The organism is Beutenbergia cavernae DSM 12333 (genome assembly GCF_000023105.1).
GTDB classification, from domain to species: Bacteria; Actinomycetota; Actinomycetes; order Actinomycetales; family Beutenbergiaceae; genus Beutenbergia; species Beutenbergia cavernae.
Genome location: NC_012669.1, coordinates 1,791,187 through 1,808,130, shown reverse-complemented (window position 1 = coordinate 1,808,130; position 16,944 = coordinate 1,791,187). Strand labels below are relative to the sequence as shown.

The 16,944-nt window shown below is 75.1% G+C and carries 13 protein-coding genes and 2 tRNA genes; 6 read left to right on the top strand and 9 right to left on the bottom strand.

What is annotated here, in order from left to right; all coding sequences use genetic code 11:
* Positions 1-2: 2 nt before the first annotated feature.
* Together BCAV_RS07915 and BCAV_RS07910 are read right to left on the bottom strand one after the other, a co-directional pair.
* Complete coding sequence (locus BCAV_RS07915; RefSeq protein ID WP_015882067.1) at positions 3-3,335, bottom strand: UvrD-helicase domain-containing protein; 3,333 nt, start codon at positions 3,333-3,335, stop codon at positions 3-5.
* Complete coding sequence (locus BCAV_RS07910; RefSeq protein WP_043346821.1) at positions 3,332-6,478, bottom strand: PD-(D/E)XK nuclease family protein; 3,147 nt, start codon at positions 6,476-6,478, stop codon at positions 3,332-3,334. The genes BCAV_RS07915 and BCAV_RS07910 overlap by 4 nt, the downstream gene beginning before the upstream one ends.
* Before the next feature lie 84 nt (positions 6,479-6,562).
* On the opposite strand from BCAV_RS07910, the gene BCAV_RS07905 reads away from it, so the two are divergent.
* Positions 6,563-7,381 (top strand): GNAT family N-acetyltransferase, encoded by an 819-nt coding sequence (locus BCAV_RS07905; protein ID WP_015882065.1) that lies wholly within the window; start codon positions 6,563-6,565, stop codon positions 7,379-7,381.
* A 48-nt stretch (positions 7,382-7,429) separates the two neighbouring features.
* Here BCAV_RS07905 and BCAV_RS07900 read toward each other — a convergent pair.
* Together BCAV_RS07900 and BCAV_RS07895 are read right to left on the bottom strand one after the other, a co-directional pair.
* A tRNA-Glu gene (locus BCAV_RS07900) sits at positions 7,430-7,502 on the bottom strand.
* 74 nt (positions 7,503-7,576) lie between these two features.
* Positions 7,577-7,648: transfer RNA gene (locus tag BCAV_RS07895), tRNA-Gln, on the bottom strand.
* A 174-nt stretch (positions 7,649-7,822) separates the two neighbouring features.
* Between BCAV_RS07895 and BCAV_RS07890 the strand changes: the two genes are divergently transcribed.
* Together BCAV_RS07890 and BCAV_RS07885 are read left to right on the top strand one after the other, a co-directional pair.
* A complete protein-coding gene (locus BCAV_RS07890) occupies positions 7,823-8,440 on the top strand; it encodes a maleylpyruvate isomerase N-terminal domain-containing protein (RefSeq protein ID WP_015882064.1) in 618 nt (205 codons plus the stop codon).
* 4 nt (positions 8,441-8,444) lie between these two features.
* The gene (locus BCAV_RS07885; protein ID WP_015882063.1) at positions 8,445-9,047 is read left to right on the top strand and encodes a GNAT family N-acetyltransferase; all 603 of its coding nucleotides are present in this window, start codon (positions 8,445-8,447) and stop codon (positions 9,045-9,047) included.
* On the opposite strand, the gene BCAV_RS07880 is transcribed toward BCAV_RS07885, so the two are convergent.
* The 4 genes from BCAV_RS07880 to BCAV_RS07865 all read right to left on the bottom strand — a co-directional run bounded on the left by BCAV_RS07880 (position 9,028) and on the right by BCAV_RS07865 (position 12,971).
* Positions 9,028-9,819, bottom strand: coding sequence for an HAD family hydrolase (locus tag BCAV_RS07880; protein WP_015882062.1), 792 nt, complete (start codon positions 9,817-9,819; stop codon positions 9,028-9,030). The genes BCAV_RS07885 and BCAV_RS07880 overlap by 20 nt on opposite strands.
* Positions 9,816-11,315 (bottom strand): glutamate--tRNA ligase, encoded by a 1,500-nt coding sequence (gene gltX / locus BCAV_RS07875; protein WP_015882061.1) that lies wholly within the window; start codon positions 11,313-11,315, stop codon positions 9,816-9,818. The genes BCAV_RS07880 and gltX overlap by 4 nt, the downstream gene beginning before the upstream one ends.
* Before the next feature lie 167 nt (positions 11,316-11,482).
* On the bottom strand, positions 11,483-12,256 hold the full coding sequence (locus BCAV_RS07870; protein ID WP_015882060.1) for a fumarylacetoacetate hydrolase family protein: 774 nt from the start codon (positions 12,254-12,256) through the stop codon (positions 11,483-11,485).
* A 10-nt stretch (positions 12,257-12,266) separates the two neighbouring features.
* Positions 12,267-12,971: a MerR family transcriptional regulator gene (locus BCAV_RS07865; protein ID WP_015882059.1), complete on the bottom strand. Its 705-nt coding sequence runs from the start codon at positions 12,969-12,971 to the stop codon at positions 12,267-12,269.
* Between the two features lie 52 nt (positions 12,972-13,023).
* Between BCAV_RS07865 and BCAV_RS07860 the strand changes: the two genes are divergently transcribed.
* Positions 13,024-13,884 carry a hypothetical protein gene (locus tag BCAV_RS07860; protein ID WP_015882058.1) on the top strand — a complete coding sequence of 287 codons (861 nt, stop codon included), beginning with the start codon at positions 13,024-13,026 and terminating at the stop codon, positions 13,882-13,884.
* On the opposite strand, the gene BCAV_RS07855 is transcribed toward BCAV_RS07860, so the two are convergent.
* On the bottom strand, positions 13,881-14,732 hold the full coding sequence (locus BCAV_RS07855) for a methyltransferase domain-containing protein (RefSeq protein ID WP_015882057.1): 852 nt from the start codon (positions 14,730-14,732) through the stop codon (positions 13,881-13,883). The two genes, BCAV_RS07860 and BCAV_RS07855, sit on opposite strands and share 4 nt — an antisense overlap.
* Positions 14,733-14,889: 157 nt before the next feature.
* Here BCAV_RS07855 and BCAV_RS07850 point away from each other — a divergent pair, with 157 nt between their 5' ends.
* Together BCAV_RS07850 and BCAV_RS07845 are read left to right on the top strand one after the other, a co-directional pair.
* Entirely contained in the window at positions 14,890-16,011 is a 1,122-nt protein-coding gene (locus tag BCAV_RS07850; protein WP_050761692.1) for a heparan-alpha-glucosaminide N-acetyltransferase domain-containing protein, read from the top strand.
* Positions 16,008-16,928, top strand: coding sequence for a 3-methyladenine DNA glycosylase (locus BCAV_RS07845; RefSeq protein ID WP_015882055.1), 921 nt, complete (start codon positions 16,008-16,010; stop codon positions 16,926-16,928). The genes BCAV_RS07850 and BCAV_RS07845 overlap by 4 nt, the downstream gene beginning before the upstream one ends.
* Positions 16,929-16,944 lie beyond the last annotated feature (16 nt).

Genomic DNA, 16,944 nt, shown 5'->3' with positions numbered 1-16,944 from the left:
CGTCACAACCCGAGCGTCACCTCGCGTTCCACCGCGCCGTCGGGCGCGAGGAACAGGAGCACCGCGCGTCGCACGTCGGCGCCCGCGTCCCGCAGGGCCCGGGCGTACGCGCGCAGCTGCGGCGCGTAGAACTCCGTGCGCACGCCGAGCGCGGCCTCCGGAACGGCGTCGGTCTTGTAGTCGACGATCGTCACCGCGCCGTCGGCGTCCCGCACGAGCAGGTCGACGACGCCCTCGAGCACCCGGCCGTCCGGTTCGAGCGTCGCGACGAACGTCTCCGCCCAGTGCTCCCGGCGCGCCGCGTCCTGCACGAGCGGGCTCGCGAGCGCCGACAGGGCCAGGTCGGCCACGACGTCCGCGAACTCGAGAACGCCCTCGACGCGCGCCTGTGCCTCGACGGCCGCGTCCAGCTCGCCGGCGTCGGCGAGCTGGACGCGGAGGTCCACGGCCTGCAGCACGCCGTGCACGGCCCGCCCGATCGCCGTCCCGTACCTGCCCTTCGACCACGGTGGCAGGGCGAGGTCGCGCGGACCCTTCGCGCTGCCCGGGAGCGCGTCGCCCTCCCCTCCTCCGGGATCGACGACGGCGTCCCCCGCGTTCGCGCGTCCCGTCGCGGAGTGCGCGAAGACGACCTCGGGCTCCGTCCCCTCGAGGCCCGACGCGCTGTGCGTCGCGACCCGGCGGGACGCCGCGCGGGCCGCCTCGAGGCGGCCCGCCCACGCCGCGTGGTCGGGAGCGGCAGGTGCCGCCGCGCGCTCGGGGCGAGCAGCGCCGTCGTCGGCCGCGGTGAACGCGTGCGCTCCCGCGCCGCTCCCGCCCGCGTCGGCCAGCAGCCTCGCGTGGGTGGCGGCCGCCGTCGGCCCACGGTGCAGCGACACGACGAGATGGTCGCGCGCCCGAGTCGCACCGACGTAGAGCAGGCGGCGGCGCTCGTGGTCGTCCATCTGCTCGTCGAGCGGGGCCGCGGCGGTGAAGTCGTTCGTCTGCACGGACTGCCGCAGCCGCACCGCGTACCCGTCGTCGGTCCACAGGAGGCGCACGCCGCTCGCCCGACGCTGCTGCGACGTGAGCCCGGACAGCACGACGAGCGGGAACTCGAGCCCCTTCGCCGCGTGGATCGTCATGATCCGCACCGCGTCGACGTCCGTCTCCGGGAGGATCGCCTCCGCCACCCGGGAGGACTCGTCGGCCTGCCGCGCCGCCCACGCCAGGTAGGCCCGGAGCCCGCCGTGGGAGACCTCGCTCCAGGCGCGGGCCTGGTCCAGCACGAAGCGGAGCCGGCGCCAGACGTCGCGCGCGTGCGCGGGTGCGTCGGCCGGGACCTCGAACATGCGGCGGTCGGCGGCGACCCGCGCGAGGACCTCGCTCGGCGTCGCCCAGCGCGCCCACCGGTGCACCGTGCGCAGGTGGGCGAGCCCCTGTGCGACCGGGTGGTCGGCTCGGTCCTCGTCGGCCGGCGCGAGCAGGTGGAACGAACCGCCGTCACGCTTCCACGACCACAGGTCGTCGTCGCCGCACCCGTAGACCTGCGAGCGCAGCGCGGTGACCACGGAGAACTGGTCGCCGGGGTCGGCGATCGCCCGTGCGGCGGCCATGAGGGCGCGAACCTCGGTCGCGGAGTACACGAGCGAGCTCGACTCGGCCCGGTACGGGATCCCGGCGGCGTCGAGCGCCTCGACGAGGAACGGCAGCGACGTCCGCGCGGGAACGAGGACCGCCACGTCCCCCCACCGCAGCTCCCGCTCCTCGCCGCCGCGCGGATCGTGGACCGTCCAGCCCTGGCCGGCCGCGCGCAGCAGCACCGCCGCGACGTCGGCCGCCTCGCGCTCGCGCAGCAGCGCGGCGCTCGCGCGGGGCAGGTCCTGGTGCGGCTGGGCGCCGAGCACCGTCACCGCCGGACCGACCCCCACCGGGGGCCGCACCGCGTCCAGCGGCTCGTAGGCGGGCTGGGCGCCGTCGACCGGCTGGATGAGCTCCCCGAACGTCGCGTTGACCCAGGCGAGAACGGGCGCGGCCGACCGGAAGTTCGTGGTGAGCGAGCACACGTCGCCGAGCCACGTGCGCACGTCGAGGAACGTGCGGATGTCGGCGCGCCGGAACCGGTAGATCGACTGCTTCGGGTCGCCGACGACGAAGAGCGACCCCGGCGGGACGCGCACGTCGTGCCAGTCCCCGGCGCCGCCCTCGGCCCCGGCAGCGATGCGCACCGCCAGCTCGACCTGGATCGGGTCGGTGTCCTGGAACTCGTCGAGGAGCAGACGTGGGTAGGCCGCCTGGAGCGAGCTGCGCACGTCCTCGCGGGTCCGGAGCAGGTCGCGGGCGAGGACGAGCAGGTCGTGGAACTCCAGGGCGCCCTCGGCGGCGCGGGCGCGTGCGTCGCGCACCACGCGTGCGGCGATCCACCGGGCGAGCGGACGGACCGCGGCATCCGCGAACGCGGCAGCGGCGGCGCTCACGTGCTCCACGAGGGCGGTGCACGCGGCCCGCACCGCGTCGACGTCCGGCCAGCTCGTCTTGCGCCCGACCCGCCCGAACCTCGGCTCCCCCAGCGCGACGAGCGCCGCGTACGTGCGGCGGGGATCGCCGTCGGCGGCCGCGAGCACCTGCGCCCACGCCCGGATCTCGGAGAGCCTGGTGAGCAGCTTGTCGTCCGGGTCCGTGCACTCCGCGGCACGCGCGGCGAGCGCCTGCGCCTCGTCCACGAGCGGCGCGGCGTCCGGGAGGGCGCTGTCGTTGCTCGCGCCGCGCAGGACGTGGCCCTCGATGAGGTCCCAGTCCGCGCCGAACGCGCGCGCGAGCGAGCGCAGGTGGTCGAACGTCACGCCCGCCGCCATCGCGAGCAGCAGGCGGGGCGCCATCTCCTCGTCGTCGAGCAGCTCGCGCTGGAGCACCGACCACCGCTCGTCGAACGCGACACCGGACGCGACCTCGTCGCTCACCTCGATCAGGGGCGGCAGACCCGCCTCGACCGGGTGCCGGGCGAGGATCCGCTGCGCGAACGAGTGGAGCGTGCCGATCGCGGCGCCGTCGAGGTCCTCGAGCGCCCGTTCGGCCAGGGACGAGCGGGCGGGATCCTCCTGCGGTCCGCCCGGCCGCGCCCGCCGCCACACGCGCTCGAACTCCCCCCGGAGCCGGTCGCGCAGCTCCGCGCCGGCCTTCTCCGTGAACGTGATGGCCGCGATCTGGGCCAGCGGGACGCCGTCGTCCATCACGAGCGTGCCCACGCGCTCCACGAGCGAGCGGGTCTTGCCGGAGCCGGCGCCGGCCTCGACGAACAGCGAGGACGACGTGTCGGTGGCGATCCGCGAGCGGGCGGCGTCGTCGACGAGCGTCATGGGCTCCCCTCCCCCGGCTCGGCGAGGGCGGCGGGGTCGACGAGGGCCACGAGGGGCGCGAGCCGGGGGTCGCGGCGCTGCCGTTCCCACCGCTCGCGCGTCTCGGAGTGACCGAGCCCGTCCGGGTTGCAGTAGGGGCACTGCACCCACGCGAAGTCCGGCTTGTCGGGCGCGATCGCGGGGAACCACCCGCGCGAGATGGACGCGGTGAGTGTGCCCAGGGTCGTCGCGAAACGGGCCTCGAGGTCGGCGTCGAGAGTCACGGCGATGCGCCGGCCCGCGTTCTTCCGCACGAACCAGTACAGGGCCTCCGCACGACCCGCGCTTCCGGCGCCGAACGCCGCGCGGGCCGCGTGCGCGTACACAGGCAGCTGGAGGCGCGTGCCGTGCGCCACCGGGTCGTCCTCGATCTCCTCGTAGCGGCGCGTGCTGCCGGTCTTGACGTCGGTGACGATCAGCGTGCCGTCCCCCGCGCGGTCCACCTTGTCCGCGCTGCCGCGCAGGGCGACGGCGCCGCCCGGCACCGCGACGCGCACCGGCTCGGCGCCGTCCGTGCCGAACGTCAGCTCGCTCGCGAGCACGGTGGCTCCGCGCGACGCGCGCCACGCGTCGTCGTCGTCCAGCATGCGCCCCAGGTCGCGCAGCAGCGCCTCGCGCTCCACCTCCCACAGCCGTGCGTGGCCGGTCGCGCCGCGCCGCGCCGCCTCGCGGGCCTTTGTGTCGAAGATCTCCGCGAGGCGGGCGCGGTCCGCGGCCGACCAGGGCGCGCCATTGGCCGGCAGCGCCTCCGACGTGCGCACCAGGCGGTCCAGACAGGCGTGCACGAGCGTGCCGATCTCGAGCGGGGAGATCGTCACCGTCTCCTCCGGCAGCTCGAGCGGCTGCACGCGGAGCAGCCGCTGCACGAACCACGCGTGGGGGCACTCCGCGAACGACTCGAGCGACGTGGGCGAGACCACGGGCGTGCCCGTGGCGTGGTCCGGGAGCCCGGCGGAGGCGGACAGGTCGCCGTCGTAGCGGCTGAGGCCCGGCCCGCGTCGCCCCGCCAGCAGGTCCCGGGCGGCGTCGACGACGGCGTCGGGCACCAGGGCGCCCGCGCTCGCCGCGCGCACGCGCCACTCCTGCTCGTCGGCGGGCAGCGGTGTCGTCGTCAGCTCGGTGGCGAACGACGGGGAGCCGGTCAGGTGCGGCGAGCGGATCGTGTCCCAGTCCGTGACCGCGAGGTCGCGGTCGCTCGCGAGCGCGCGGAGCGTTGGCAGCAGCCATCGCGTGGGCAGGCGCTCCGTGCTGCGCCGCAGGTCGCCCCGCGGGAACGTCGCGACGACGCGCGGCGCCGCGGCGAACGCGCCCAGGAGCGCGCGGTGCCGGTCGTCGATCCACGTGCGCGCCGGGGCCAGCCGGTCCGTCGCGGCTCGCGCGTCCGCGCCGAGCAGGGCGTCGGCACGCAGCCGCCCAGGATAGGCGTCCTCCGCCAGCCCGACGACGAAGACGACGTCCGCGTCCAGTCCCGCCACCTCGCCGAGCGGGCCGACGTACACGCCCTCGCCGAACCGCCCGACGCGTGGCACGGCGCGTTCCAGCTCGAGCTCGATCGCCTCCACGGCCGTGGAGAGATCGGCCACGGGGTCGACGTCGTCGAGCACCTCGAGCCCGCGCAGGGCGGAGGTCAGTGCCGCCGCCGCGTACTGCTCCTCGGGCGGCAGACGGCGCAGGTCGTCCGACTCGCCGTACCTCGCCGCGAGCAGGTCGAGCGCCCAGGCCGCGAGCTCGCGCCACGTGCGAAGCTCCGTCCCCCGGGTCACGTCGGCGATCAGGGCACCGATCTCGCGCCGCATCGCCTCGGCCGTCTCGACGTCGCGGTCCGCGGCCTCGAGCACGGCGGGGCGGGGGTCGTCCGCCGCGCGCTCCGTCTCGGCCACCCGGTGCTGCCGCGCCGCCCAGTCCCGCAGCCTGGCGTCCCAGTCCGTGCCCTCGACGACCGCCGCGAGCCGCGACACCTGCTCCCAGCGCGCGACGGGCACCGGCGAGCCGTCGCTCGTGCGCACGGGTGCGTCGGCGAGCGCCCGGAACACGTCGGCGCGGGCGAAGCGCGCCTGGGGCAGCCGCAGCAGTGCGAGGAACGACCGGGTGATCGCCCGCTCCGCCACTCCTCGGACGCCGGGCCCGTTGACGCGGATCCCGACCGTCTCGAGGCGCTCGTGCAGCAGTCGCGCGTACGGCGACGCGCCGGCGTAGAGGACGGCCGCGCGGTGCGCCGGCACCGTCTCCAGGGTGGCGACGAGCTCGCGTGCGACCAGCCGCACCTCGTCGTCGGCGTCGGAGGCGTGCCGCACGTACGTGGCGACGGGCGGCGCAGGACCGAGCCGGGCGCCGTCGTCGGCCCGCTCCTGCGGCACCTCCACGCCGGCCTCGGCCAGGCCGCGCACCACCTCCTCGTCCGCGCGCCGCACACCGGTGAGCGCGACGACCGCGTGCAGCGGCCGCGCGTCGGCGAGCGCGGCGAGCAGCTCGCGTTCGGCGTGGGCGAGGCGCCCGGGCACGTGGACGACGACGGCGTTCCCGCCCGTGGCGGGCAGGTCGCCGTGCGTCCCGCGCAGCCGGGCGGCCGCGGCCCGGAGCAGGTCGGTCTCGTCGTACCAGCGCGTGGCGAGGCGCGCGGCGACGGTGCGGTGCAGGCGGACGAGGTCGGCCGCCAGGAGGCCGCTCGCCGCGATGGCGTCCAGCCCCTCGTCGCCGGCGTCGCGCAGCTCGGTGTGCGCCCGCACGAGGGCGCGGACCGTGGCCGGATGCTCGGCCACCCGGCCGAACCGCCCGGGCTCCTCCCGGAGGATCGCGCGCCAGTGCGCGGCGACGACGGTGCGGGTGGCCGGGACCCGGGGATGCAGGTGGGCCGCGACGAGCGTCTCTGCGAGGCGCGGCAGGGTGGTGAGCACGAGGCCGGCGACGCCGGGGGTGCGCCGGGCGTCGTCGCCGTCGAGCCCTGCGGCGAGCGCGCGACGCGCGACGACGCCGGTGAGGTTGTCCGGGACGACCACGGTGACCGCGGCGAGCGGGTCGCCCGCCTTCGCCTCGCGCACCGCGTCCCGGAGCGCGTCGAGGGCGGGACGGCCGGACGCCGCCGTCGTCACCCGCACGCTCCCCACGAGAGGGACCGTAGCGGGCGCCTGGGACGTCCCGCTCGCGATAACCGCTTGCCCGAGGGAGCCCGAGCGGGAACCGTCGCCCCGGTGACCCTCACCACGACCGCCCAGCTTCTCGCCGCCTACGACGACCAGCTCCGCGGCGACGCCGCCGAGGCGCTCAGCGCCGCCTCCGTGACCTGGCTCGGGCCTCTGCGGCTCGCCACCTACACCGGCGGGCGCGGGTTCGTCACCTACCCGGACCTGGGCGGGGCCGACGAGGCCGGCGTCGCGGTGCTCGTCGCCGATGCTCTGGCTCACTACGTGGCGGATGCCCGGATCACGCGCGTCGAGTGGAAGACCCGGGGCCACGACCACGCCCCCGGGCTGCACGACGTGCTCCTGGCGAACGGGTTCGTCATGGACGAGCCGGAATCGATCATGATCGGGGAGGCGCGCCACCTCGCCGTCGACACGCCCCTTCCCGACGGCGTCACGCTGCGCCGTGTCAGTCGGGAGGCCGACGTGCGGGCCATGTGCGAGGCGGCCGACGTCGCGTTCGGCACGCACATGGCCGCGGACATGACCGCCGCGATGCTGCGTCGGCTCACGATCGACCCCACGACGGAGCTCTGGGTGGCCGAGCACGGCGGGACGGTCGTGAGCACCGGGCGGCTGGAGCCGGTCGCCGGCACGGAGTTCGCCGGCATCTGGGGCGGTTCGACCCTGCCCGAGTGGCGCGGCCAGGGCATCTACCGGGCGTTGACGGCGGCCCGGGCGCGGTCGGCGCTCGCCGCGGGCAAGACCCTCATCAACAGCGACTCGACGGAGTACTCGCGGCCCATCCTCGAACGTTCCGGGTTCGTCAAGGTGTCGACGACGACGCCGTACGAGTGGCGCAGGGGACCCCGCGCCTCCGGTGAATGACGGAAAACGCCCCTCACCAGCGTTTCCACTGGTGAGGGGCGTTCGATGTAGCCCCGACCGGATTCGAACCGGCGCTACCGCCTTGAGAGGGCGGCGTCCTAGGCCACTAGACGACGGGGCCGTGCGGCAGATGCCTGGAGGAGTCTACCCGAGGTGCCGGGTGCGTCCGCACACCGAACGCGGACATCTCCACCGCTGGGGTACCAGGACTCGAACCTAGACTAACTGAACCAGAATCAGTCGTGCTGCCAATTACACCATACCCCATGGGGGTATCTCGCTCGACGTTCTCGGGTCCGCTGACGCGGCTCCGGACGGGCGATCTACCGACGGAGCACTCTACCCGAGCGCACGGGGCGCTCCAAACCGCCACGACGCCCGGAGCGCGGCCCCGCACCCGACCTCGCTCGCGTGTCGGAACGGCATGGCACGGTGGGTGGCATGACACCCGACGACGTGCGCGACGCCTCCCGCTGGCTCGCCGAGGCGATCCGCTCCCGTCCCGACGCCGACCTGTCCGTGCCCGCCGGCCCGGTGGACTGGTCGTGCCGGCAGACTCTCGACCACGTCCTCGACGACCTCCTCGCGTACGCGCTCCAGCTCGGAGGCGCAGGGACGGCGTGGGCGCAGCGCGACTACCTGCCGCTCGTCGCCGCTGACGGCGGCTTCGACGTCATGCGCGTCGACCCCGGCGTGGGGGTCGACGGCATCGCGGACACGCTCGTCGCTGCCGGGGCGGTCATGGCCGCGGCGGTCGCCGTCGCGCCCCCGACGGCGCGGGCCCGGCACCCGCGCGGGCTCGCCGACGCCGCGGGCTGGGCCGCCATGGCCGTGATCGAGACGGTCGTCCACGGCTGGGACGTGCTCAACGGTCTGGACGGGGCCCCACCGGCTCTGCCCGAGAACCTGGCCGCCGGGGTGCTCGCCCGCCTGTTCCCGGACGTCGCGCCGCCCGCTCCTGGAGAGGCCGGTGCGACGCTGGTGTGGGCCACCGGACGGGGCGAGCTGCCCGGTCAGGCGCGCCGGACGTCGTGGAACTGGGACGCGAACGTGAGGTGACGCCGTGGAGCCGAGGCTGATCGAGGTGCATCCGGCGACGCCGGAGCGGTTCGACGACGTCGCAGCCGTCCTCGCGCCGCGCTCCCCTGACGTGCCGACCTGCTGGTGCCTCAGCATGCGCCTGCCGAACGCGGAGAACCATGCGTTGCGGGGCGCCGACCGCGGCGCGCGGCTGCGGCGCTACGCCGAGGAGGGCACACCGCCGGGCGTCGTCGCGTACGTCGACGGCGAACCGGCCGGCTGGTGCTCGATCGCCCCACGTTCCAGCCACCACCGGCTCACGCACTCGCGCACGATCCCGACCGTCGACGACGTGCCCGTGTGGAGCATCGTGTGCCTGGTGGTCCGGCCTCGGTTCCGACGGCGCGGCCTGGCCCGTCACCTGCTCGACGGCGCCGTCGACTACGCGCGCTCCCGCGGCGCACCGGTGGTCGAGGCCTACCCGGTGGACCCGGGCGAGCGGCGGCTGAGCTCGGCCTTCGCCTACATGGGCACGATGTCGCTGTTCGAGGCCGCGGGCTTCGTCCGCGTGGCGGAGACCTCGGCGCGCGCGGGCGGGGCGCCGCGGTGGCTCGTGCGGCTCGACCTCAGCGCGTCGGCGGGCTGACGCGCGTCACGGCGTCTGCTCGGGGCGCGACGCCCAAGAGGCTGGGAAGCTCGTCCAGCGAGGCGAGAACCGGGATGCCCTCGGCGGCGGCGAGCTCGGGATCCTCGATGTGCGGCCCGCCCCGACGGTTTCCTGGGCGGTCGAGCCACACCCCGCGCAGCCCGGCGTCGCGGGCGCCGAACGCGTCGGTGTCGAGCTCGTCCCCGACGTAGACCGTCTCCCCCGGGCTCGTGCCGAGAAGCCGCACCGCCTCGAGGAACACGCGCGGGTCGGGCTTGCCGACGCCGAGGTCGTCCACCGTGAGGAGCAGCGGGAGGTCGGAGAACCCCGTGCGCTCGAGCTTGAGCACCTGCATCTCGCGGGTGGCGTTCGTCAGGGCGCCGACGGCGATCCCGGCCTCCCGGAGCTGGCCGACGACCTCCACCGCCTCCGGGTGGGCCACCCATCCGTCGGCGAACGCCGCGAGATACACCTGGTCCCACGCGGCGAGCCCGGCGTCGTCGAGCGTCGGACCACCGAACGCGTCGAGGATCTGCTGGGCACGGGCGTGGCGCTGCGCCGTCTGCGTGAGCTCGCCACGAATGTAGGCCTTGTAGTAGCGGCCGGTGTCGGCACGCCACATCGCGAGGACCTCGGCCCGTTCGGGGGCGCCCAGTCCGGGCAGGTAGGCGTCGACGACGGCGTCCAGCGCGACGGCGAACGCGGTCCGCGTGTCGACGAGCGTGTCGTCGATGTCGAACAGGACGCCGGTCACGCCGTCGGGCGCCGTCACAGGCTCGCCCGGAGCCGCCGCAGCCGCGCGAGCGCCGCGTCCCGGCCGAGGATCTCCATCGACTCGAACAGCGGCGGCGACACCCGGCGACCCGTGACGGCGACCCGCAGCGGCGTGAACGCGATTCGGGGCTTGATCCCGAGCCCGTCGACGATCGCGGCGCGCAACGCGTCCTGGATCGGCTGCGCCTCGAACGGCTCGACGCCCTCGAGAGCCGCGACGGCTGCGTCGAGGATCGCGCCGGCGTCGTCGGTGAGGGCCGCCCGCGCGTCGTCCTCGACCGTCACGGCGTCGTCGGCGGTGAACAGGAAGCCCAGCATCCCGGGAGCCTCCCCCAGGAGGACCATGCGCTCCTGCACCAGCGGCGCGCCGGCGTCGAGCAACGCACGGGACTCGGGCGGGAGGTCGGCGTAGGAGTCGGCCACCACGACGCCCGCGGCGTGCAGGTACGGCACGAGCCGCGCGGCGAAGTCCTCCGGGGCGAGCAGCCGCACGTGCGCGGCGTTGATCGCCTCCGCCTTCGCGAGGTCGAAGCGGGCCGGGTTGGGGTTGATGTCCGCGACGTCGAACGCCTCGACCATCTCCGGCATCGAGAACACGTCGCGGTCCGGGCCGATCGACCAGCCCAGCAGCGCCAGGTAGTTGAGCAGACCCTCCGGGGTGAACCCCCGGCGGCGGTGCAGGAACAGGTCCGACTCGGGGTCGCGCTTCGACAGCTTGCGGTTGCCCTCGCCGCGCACGAGCGGGAGGTGCGCGAACGTCGGCTCGCCGTCGCCGACGCCCAGCTCCGCGAGCGCGCGGTACAGCGCGATCTGCCGCGGCGTGGAGGACAGCAGGTCCTCCCCGCGCAGGACGTGCGTGATGCCCATGAGCGCGTCGTCCACGGGGTTGACGAGCGTGTACAACGGCTTGCCGCCAGCCCGGACGAGCACGTAGTCCGGCACCTCGCCGGCGGCGAACGTCACCTCACCGCGCACCAGATCCGTGAACGTGATGTCGTCCTCCGGCATCCGCAGGCGGATCGTCGGCTCGCGGCCGGCCGCGCGGAACGCGGCGCGCTCGTCGTCCGAGAGGTGCCGGTCGTGGTTGTCGTAGCCCTTCTGGGTCGGACGGCCCGACGCCACGTTCCGCGCCTCGACCTCCTCCGGCGTCGAGAACGACTCGTAGGCGTGGCCGGCATCCAGCAGCCGCGCGACGACGTCGGCGTAGATGTCCATCCGCTGCGACTGCCGGTAGGGCTCGTGCGGTCCCCCGACCTCGACGCCCTCGTCCCAGTCCAGGCCGAGCCAGCGCAGCGCGTCGAGGATCTGGCGGTAGCTGTCCTCGGAGTCGCGGGCGGCGTCGGTGTCCTCGATCCGGAACACGAACGTGCCGCCGGTGTGGCGCGCGTGAGCCCAGTTGAACAGGGCGGTCCGGACGAGGCCGACGTGCGGCGTGCCGGTGGGCGAGGGGCAGAAACGAACGCGCACGGCGGACGGCGCAGCGGGGGTGCTCATGATGCGGCCAGCCTAGCCGCGGCCCGTCCCCACCCTTCGCGAGAGGTTTTCTGCGCGACCGCGAGAGGTTTCCTGCGCAACCGCGAGAGGATCCGTGGGCCACGAACCTCTCGCGAACGGGCCACGAACCTCTCGCGAACGGGCCACGAACCTCTCGCGAAGGGTGGTCAGCGGCGGACGACGGGGTTGCCGAGCGTGCCGATCCCCTCGACGGTGACCTCGACCCGCTGACCGGGCTGCATCGGCCCGACGCCGGCCGGCGTCCCGGTGAGGATGACGTCCCCCGGCAGCAGCGTGAAGATGCTCGACACGTACGCCACGAGCTCCGGCACGGTGCGCACCATCTGCGACGTCCGGCCGTCCTGCACCACCTCGCCGTCGAGCGCCGTCGTGACCCGCACGTCGCTCACGTCCAGACCCGTCACGAGGTACGGCCCGAGCGGGCACGACGTGTCGAACGCCTTCTTCAGCGTCCACGGCCCGGTCGCGCCCTGGTCACGCGCCGTCACGTCGTTGGCGCACGTGTAGCCGAGCACCACCTCGGGGACGCGCTCCACCGGCACGTCCTTGCACAGCCGGGAGATGACGACGGCGAGCTCGCCCTCGTAGTGGACGTCCGCCGAGTACGGCGGCAGCACGATCGGGTCGTCCGGGCCGACGACGGCGGTGTTCGGCTTGAGGAACACGAGGGGGTCGGTGGGCACCTCGTTCCCGAGCTCCGCGGCGTGCTCCGCGTAGTTGCGCCCGATCCCGACCACCTTCGAGCGCGGGATGACCGGCGCGAGGAGGCGGACGGCGTCGAGCGGGAGCCGCTGCCCGGTCGGCTGGAGCTCGGCGAACAGCGGGTCGCCGGTGACGACGACCAGCTCCGCGTCGTCTCCCTCGCCGTCGACGATCGCGTACCTGGGATCCGAGCCTGACGTGAACCGGGCGATGCGCATGTCGCCCAACCTAGGACGTATCCGCCTGCCGGGCCGCCAGATGGTCGCGCAGGGCCGCCGCCGCGTCCAGCATCGCGAGCGACGCCGCCCCCAGGGCGCCCCGGCGCTCGGCCATGACCCGTCGCAGCTCGACGACCTCGCCCCCCGCGGGCGCGGCCGCGAGCACGGCGCGGATCTGGGCCGGCCGCACCCCCTGCAGGCGCAGCTGGTGCACGATGCGCGCGGCGCGGACGATGTCGGGCGAGTACCGGCGGTGCCCGGAACGTGCGTCGCGGGCCGGGACGAGCAGCCGGTACGCCTCCCACGACCGCAGGGTCGAGGTCCGCACGCCCAGGGCGCCGGCGAGCTCGCCGACCGTCATGTCGTCCTCGGCACGCACGTCGCGCTCCGGCTCGGCCGCGAGCGCGTCGAGGGCGCGGGACGCGAGCCGCACCGTCTCCCGCGCTCCCTGCTGTGCCACGTGACCGAGGTCGACCAGCTCGAGAGCGCGCTCGACGTCGTCGGCCGTCACGGCACGCATCACCGCCCGCGCCTGCGCGACGCCGAAGCCGGCCACCAGGGCGCGATAGGCGACGACGGCGGTGCTGTGGGTCCGCGTGTAGGACCGGTAGCCGTTGGCTGACCTGACCGACCTCGGGATGATCTCGAGGCGCTCCAGGTCGCGGACGTGCTGGGTCGACACACCGGCCGGCCCGGCGACGTCCCCGATGCGCATCCGACCCCCCGCATTCCAACCCTCAACAGCACGTGAATTCTACGGTTGAAGCATGGCGACCGAACCAGATCACACGACCACCGCCGTCCTCCACGACGGCAGCCTCCTCGAGGTCCGCGCCTGGGGCGCCGGTGCCCACCTCGTGCTCCCGGAGCGCACGCGCCGGCTGCCTCCCGCTGAGGCCGACAACCTGCGCGCCTGGGGCGGCGACCCCGACTACGGGCTGAAGCTCGCCGTCGCCCTGGCCGAGCGCGCGTGCGTGGTGACCGCCGACGTCACCGGACACCGGCTCGCCCACCCCGCACCGGACACGCTGACGCCGGAGAACCTCGTGGCGGACGTCGTCGCGATCGCCGACGCCGCCGGCGCCGACGGCTTCGCCTACGTCGGGTACTCCTGGCTCGCGCTCGCCGGGCTGCAGGTCGCGGCCCGCACCGACCGCCTCACGAGGCTCGCGATGGGCGGCTTCCCGCCGGTCGACGGTCCCTACGACGCGATGCTCGCCGTGACCCGGGCCTCCCACGAGCGGGCTGCGACGCCCCCGGAACCAGCCGCGGAGCACGAGGTGACGCCCGGCGACTGGGACACCGCGGAGATCCGGACCGACGAGCAGCAGACGCGCCAGTTCGTCACGCTGTACGAGGCCCTCCAGGGTTTCGACGACCGCCGGGTCGCGGAGGCCTTGACGATCCCTCGCCTGGCGTTCGCCGGGGCGGACGACGACATCTCCTACGGTCCCGACTGGGGCGGCGTCCGGGTGCCCATCGCGGAGACCCTGCGCCGCACCGCTCCCGAGCTCGAGGCGGCCGGGTGGAGCGTGCGGCTGCTCGACGGCCTCGACCACCTGGGCGCCATGCACGCCGACGTCGTGCTGCCGCTGCTGAGCGAGTGGTGGGACGACGGCGGACGCTAGCGCCGGGCGAGCACCTCGCCGTGCACGACGACGAACCAGCCGTCCGGGTCCTCGCCCCACTCGCGGAAGCCGGCCGCGAGACGCGCGAGCTCGGCGTCGTCGGCGAGTCCGGTCTTCTTGGCGTGCGCGGCGAACGCGGACTTGGTCAGCCGGTCCGCCCACAGCCCGGACCACCACTCGCGCAGGTCTGGCTCTGCGAAGCACCAGGTGCTCGAGCTCGGCGTCACGTCGTCGAACCCCGCCTCGCGCACCCACGCCAGCACACGCCGTCCGGCATCCGGCTCGCCGCCGTTGCGCCGCGCGACGGCCCGGTAGAGCCGCTGCCAGTCGTCGAGCGCCGGCACCTCGGGGTACCACCGCATCGCCCCGTAGTCGGCATCGCGGACGGCGAGCACGCCGCCGGGGCGCAGCACGCGCCGCATCTGCCGCAGCGCCGCGACCGGGTCGCCCAGGTGCTGGAGCACCTGGTGGGCGTGGACGACGTCGAAGCTGCCGCCGGAGTAGCCGAGCGCGTACACATCGCCGGTCTCGAACAGCACGTTGTCGACGTCGCGCGCCGCGGCGAACTCCGCGGCCCGGACCAGGACGTCCTCGGCGGTGTCGATCCCGACCACGCGCCCCGGCGCGACGTACTTTCCGAGGTCCGCGGTGATCGTGCCCGGACCGCACCCGACGTCGAGCACGTCCATCCCCTCGGCGAGCTCGGGCAGGAGGTACGCGGCGGAGTTCGCGGCCGTGCGCCACGTGTGGGAGCGCAGCACGCTCTCGTGGTGCCCGTGCGTGTACCGGGCGCGCTCGCCTGACGGCCCCGCGGCCTCCGCGCCCTGAACCCTCGCCGTCACGCCCATGCCTACCTCCGCCTCGTTGCCTCGATGGTAGGACCGGCCGCCCCGGCCCGCTCGGTGCGCCCGACCAGGCGACGGGTCACGTTCGCTGCCGCGCCGGCGCGACTCATCACCTGGTCGCGGCCCGACGCCGGTGGACCTCGCTGGTTACCCTGACCCGGTGACCCAGACCGTCGCCTCCTCGCGCCCTCGCGCCGCGCGCACGGGCGCGCGCATCGAGGGCGTCGACGTCGCGCGCGGCCTCGCGGTCCTCGGCATGTTCGTCGCGCACCTCGGGACGGGGCACCATCCGGCCGGGGACGGATGGGGCTCCCAGTGGATGTGGGTGGTCGACGGACGCTCGTCGGCCCTGTTCGCGATGCTGGCCGGCGTGGGGCTGGCGTTCATCACGCGTTCCGTCGTTCCCGGCGACGCCGTCGCGATGCGTCGCGCACGCGTCAAGATCGTCGTGCGCTCGGGGATCATCCTCGTCCTCGGGTGGGCCTTGATGCTGCTGGGCACCCCCGTCGCCGTGATCCTGCCGACGTACGCGTTCCTGTTCGTCATGGCGCTGCCGTTCCTGCGCCTGCGCCCGCCGGCCCTGCTCGCCGTCGCCGCCGCCGTGCTCGTCGTCGGGTCGCCGCTCGTGCTTGGCCTGCGCGAGTCGCTGACCGGGACCGTCGAGCCGACGCAGCCGACGCTCGTCGTCGGCGAGCTGCTCACCGGGTACTACCCGGCGCTCGTGTGGATCGCGTACCTGCTCGTGGGCCTCGCCGTCGGGCGGCTCGGCCTCGGCCGCTTGGCCACCCAGTGGTGGTTCGTCGGCGCCGGGGCCGCCCTGGCCGTCGTCGCGTACGGTCTCGGCGTCGTGCTGGCCGACGTCACGGGCGCCGACACGACGTCGTGGCCCGGCGTGCTCGTCTCGACGGAGCCGCACTCGTCATCGATGTTCGAGATGGCCGGGAACATCGGCGTCGCCGTCGCCGTCCTCGGGCTGTGCCTCCTCGCGACGCGTGGCGTCGTGGGCGCCGTCGCGCTGCGGCCGATCGCCGCCACCGGCGCGATGTCGCTCACCGTGTACACGATCCAGATCGTCGCGATCGCGATCGTGGGCTCCGACGCCGTCTGGTACCCGACGTCGAACGGCCCGCTGCTCGTGATCGGCCTCGGCTGCATCGTCTTCGCGCTGGTGTGGCAGCTCACGCTGGGCCGCGGTCCGCTCGAACGGCTGCTCAAAGTGGCCGCCGACGCCGCCACCCGCGAGCGCACGCCGCCCGTCTACCCGCCGGGCACGCGGCCATGACCGTCCCCTCGACGCTCCCCCGCCCGGTGTGGGAGGAAGCCGCGCGTGCCCACGCGGCGGGCGCCGGTGAGCGCACCGCGGCGCACACGGCACGCCGCGCCCGGGGCGAGACCCACCCCGTCGACGACTTCCTCTTCACCTACTACCCCACCAAGCCCGGCGTGCTCGCCCGCTGGCACCCCGGCGTCGGGACCCGCCTCGCCGACGCCGCCGGCACGCCGTTCGCCGACGCCAGGTGGTACCGGATGGACGACGACGGCGCCGCGCGCCTCGACGTCGGGGCGTTCGTGCACGAGCGGGGCCGGGCCGTGACGCACTACGCGGCGCTGCTCGCGGCGACGGCGGAGCGCCGGCCGGTGACCGGGTGCTTCGGGCTGCACGAGTGGGCGATGGTCTACCGGGAGCGCCCCGGCGAGCACCGGCACCCGCTCGAGCTGCGCCTCGGCGAGGACGGGACCGACGCCGTCGTCCAGGAGCACGGCATCCGGTGCACGCACTACGACGCGTTCCGCTTCTTCACCCCGCAGGCCCGGCCCCGCAACGCCCATCAGCCGACGCGCGCGACGCAGCTCGAGCTCGAGCAGCCCGGCTGCCTGCACGCGAACATGGACCTCTACCGGGTCGCGACGCACCTCGGTCCGGCCGTCCCCGGCGAGCTGCTCCTCGCGACGTTCGACCTGGCCCGCGAGATCCGCCAGGTCGACATGCGGGCCTCCCCCTACGACCTCGAGCAGTGGGGGTACGAGCCGATCCGCATCGAGACCCCGGAGGGGAAGGCGGAGTACGTCGCGCACCAGCGGACGTTCGCGGCCCGGGCGCAGAGCCTCCGGGCGCGGCTCCTCGCCGTGACGACGGCACTCGAGGCGAGGGCGGACGACCGCTCCGAAACGTCCGCGGCGGCCGCCGCCGGACGCTAGGCTCCCGCTCTCAGGC

What these genes read in the sequence shown, in the direction of transcription:
- BCAV_RS07865 (WP_015882059.1), bottom strand. Translation starts at nt 12,971, where the DNA reads ATGCGCATCGGGGACGTCGCCGGGCCGGCCGGTGTGTCGACCCAGCAC.
- BCAV_RS07845 (WP_015882055.1), top strand. Translation starts at nt 16,008, where the DNA reads ATGACCGTCCCCTCGACGCTCCCCCGCCCGGTGTGGGAGGAAGCCGCG.
- BCAV_RS07915 (WP_015882067.1), bottom strand. Translation starts at nt 3,335, where the DNA reads ATGACGCTCGTCGACGACGCCGCCCGCTCGCGGATCGCCACCGACACG.
- BCAV_RS07860 (WP_015882058.1), top strand. Translation starts at nt 13,024, where the DNA reads ATGGCGACCGAACCAGATCACACGACCACCGCCGTCCTCCACGACGGC.
- gltX (WP_015882061.1), bottom strand. Translation starts at nt 11,315, where the DNA reads ATGAGCACCCCCGCTGCGCCGTCCGCCGTGCGCGTTCGTTTCTGCCCC.
- BCAV_RS07870 (WP_015882060.1), bottom strand. Translation starts at nt 12,256, where the DNA reads ATGCGCATCGCCCGGTTCACGTCAGGCTCGGATCCCAGGTACGCGATC.
- BCAV_RS07890 (WP_015882064.1), top strand. Translation starts at nt 7,823, where the DNA reads ATGACACCCGACGACGTGCGCGACGCCTCCCGCTGGCTCGCCGAGGCG.
- BCAV_RS07855 (WP_015882057.1), bottom strand. Translation starts at nt 14,732, where the DNA reads ATGGGCGTGACGGCGAGGGTTCAGGGCGCGGAGGCCGCGGGGCCGTCA.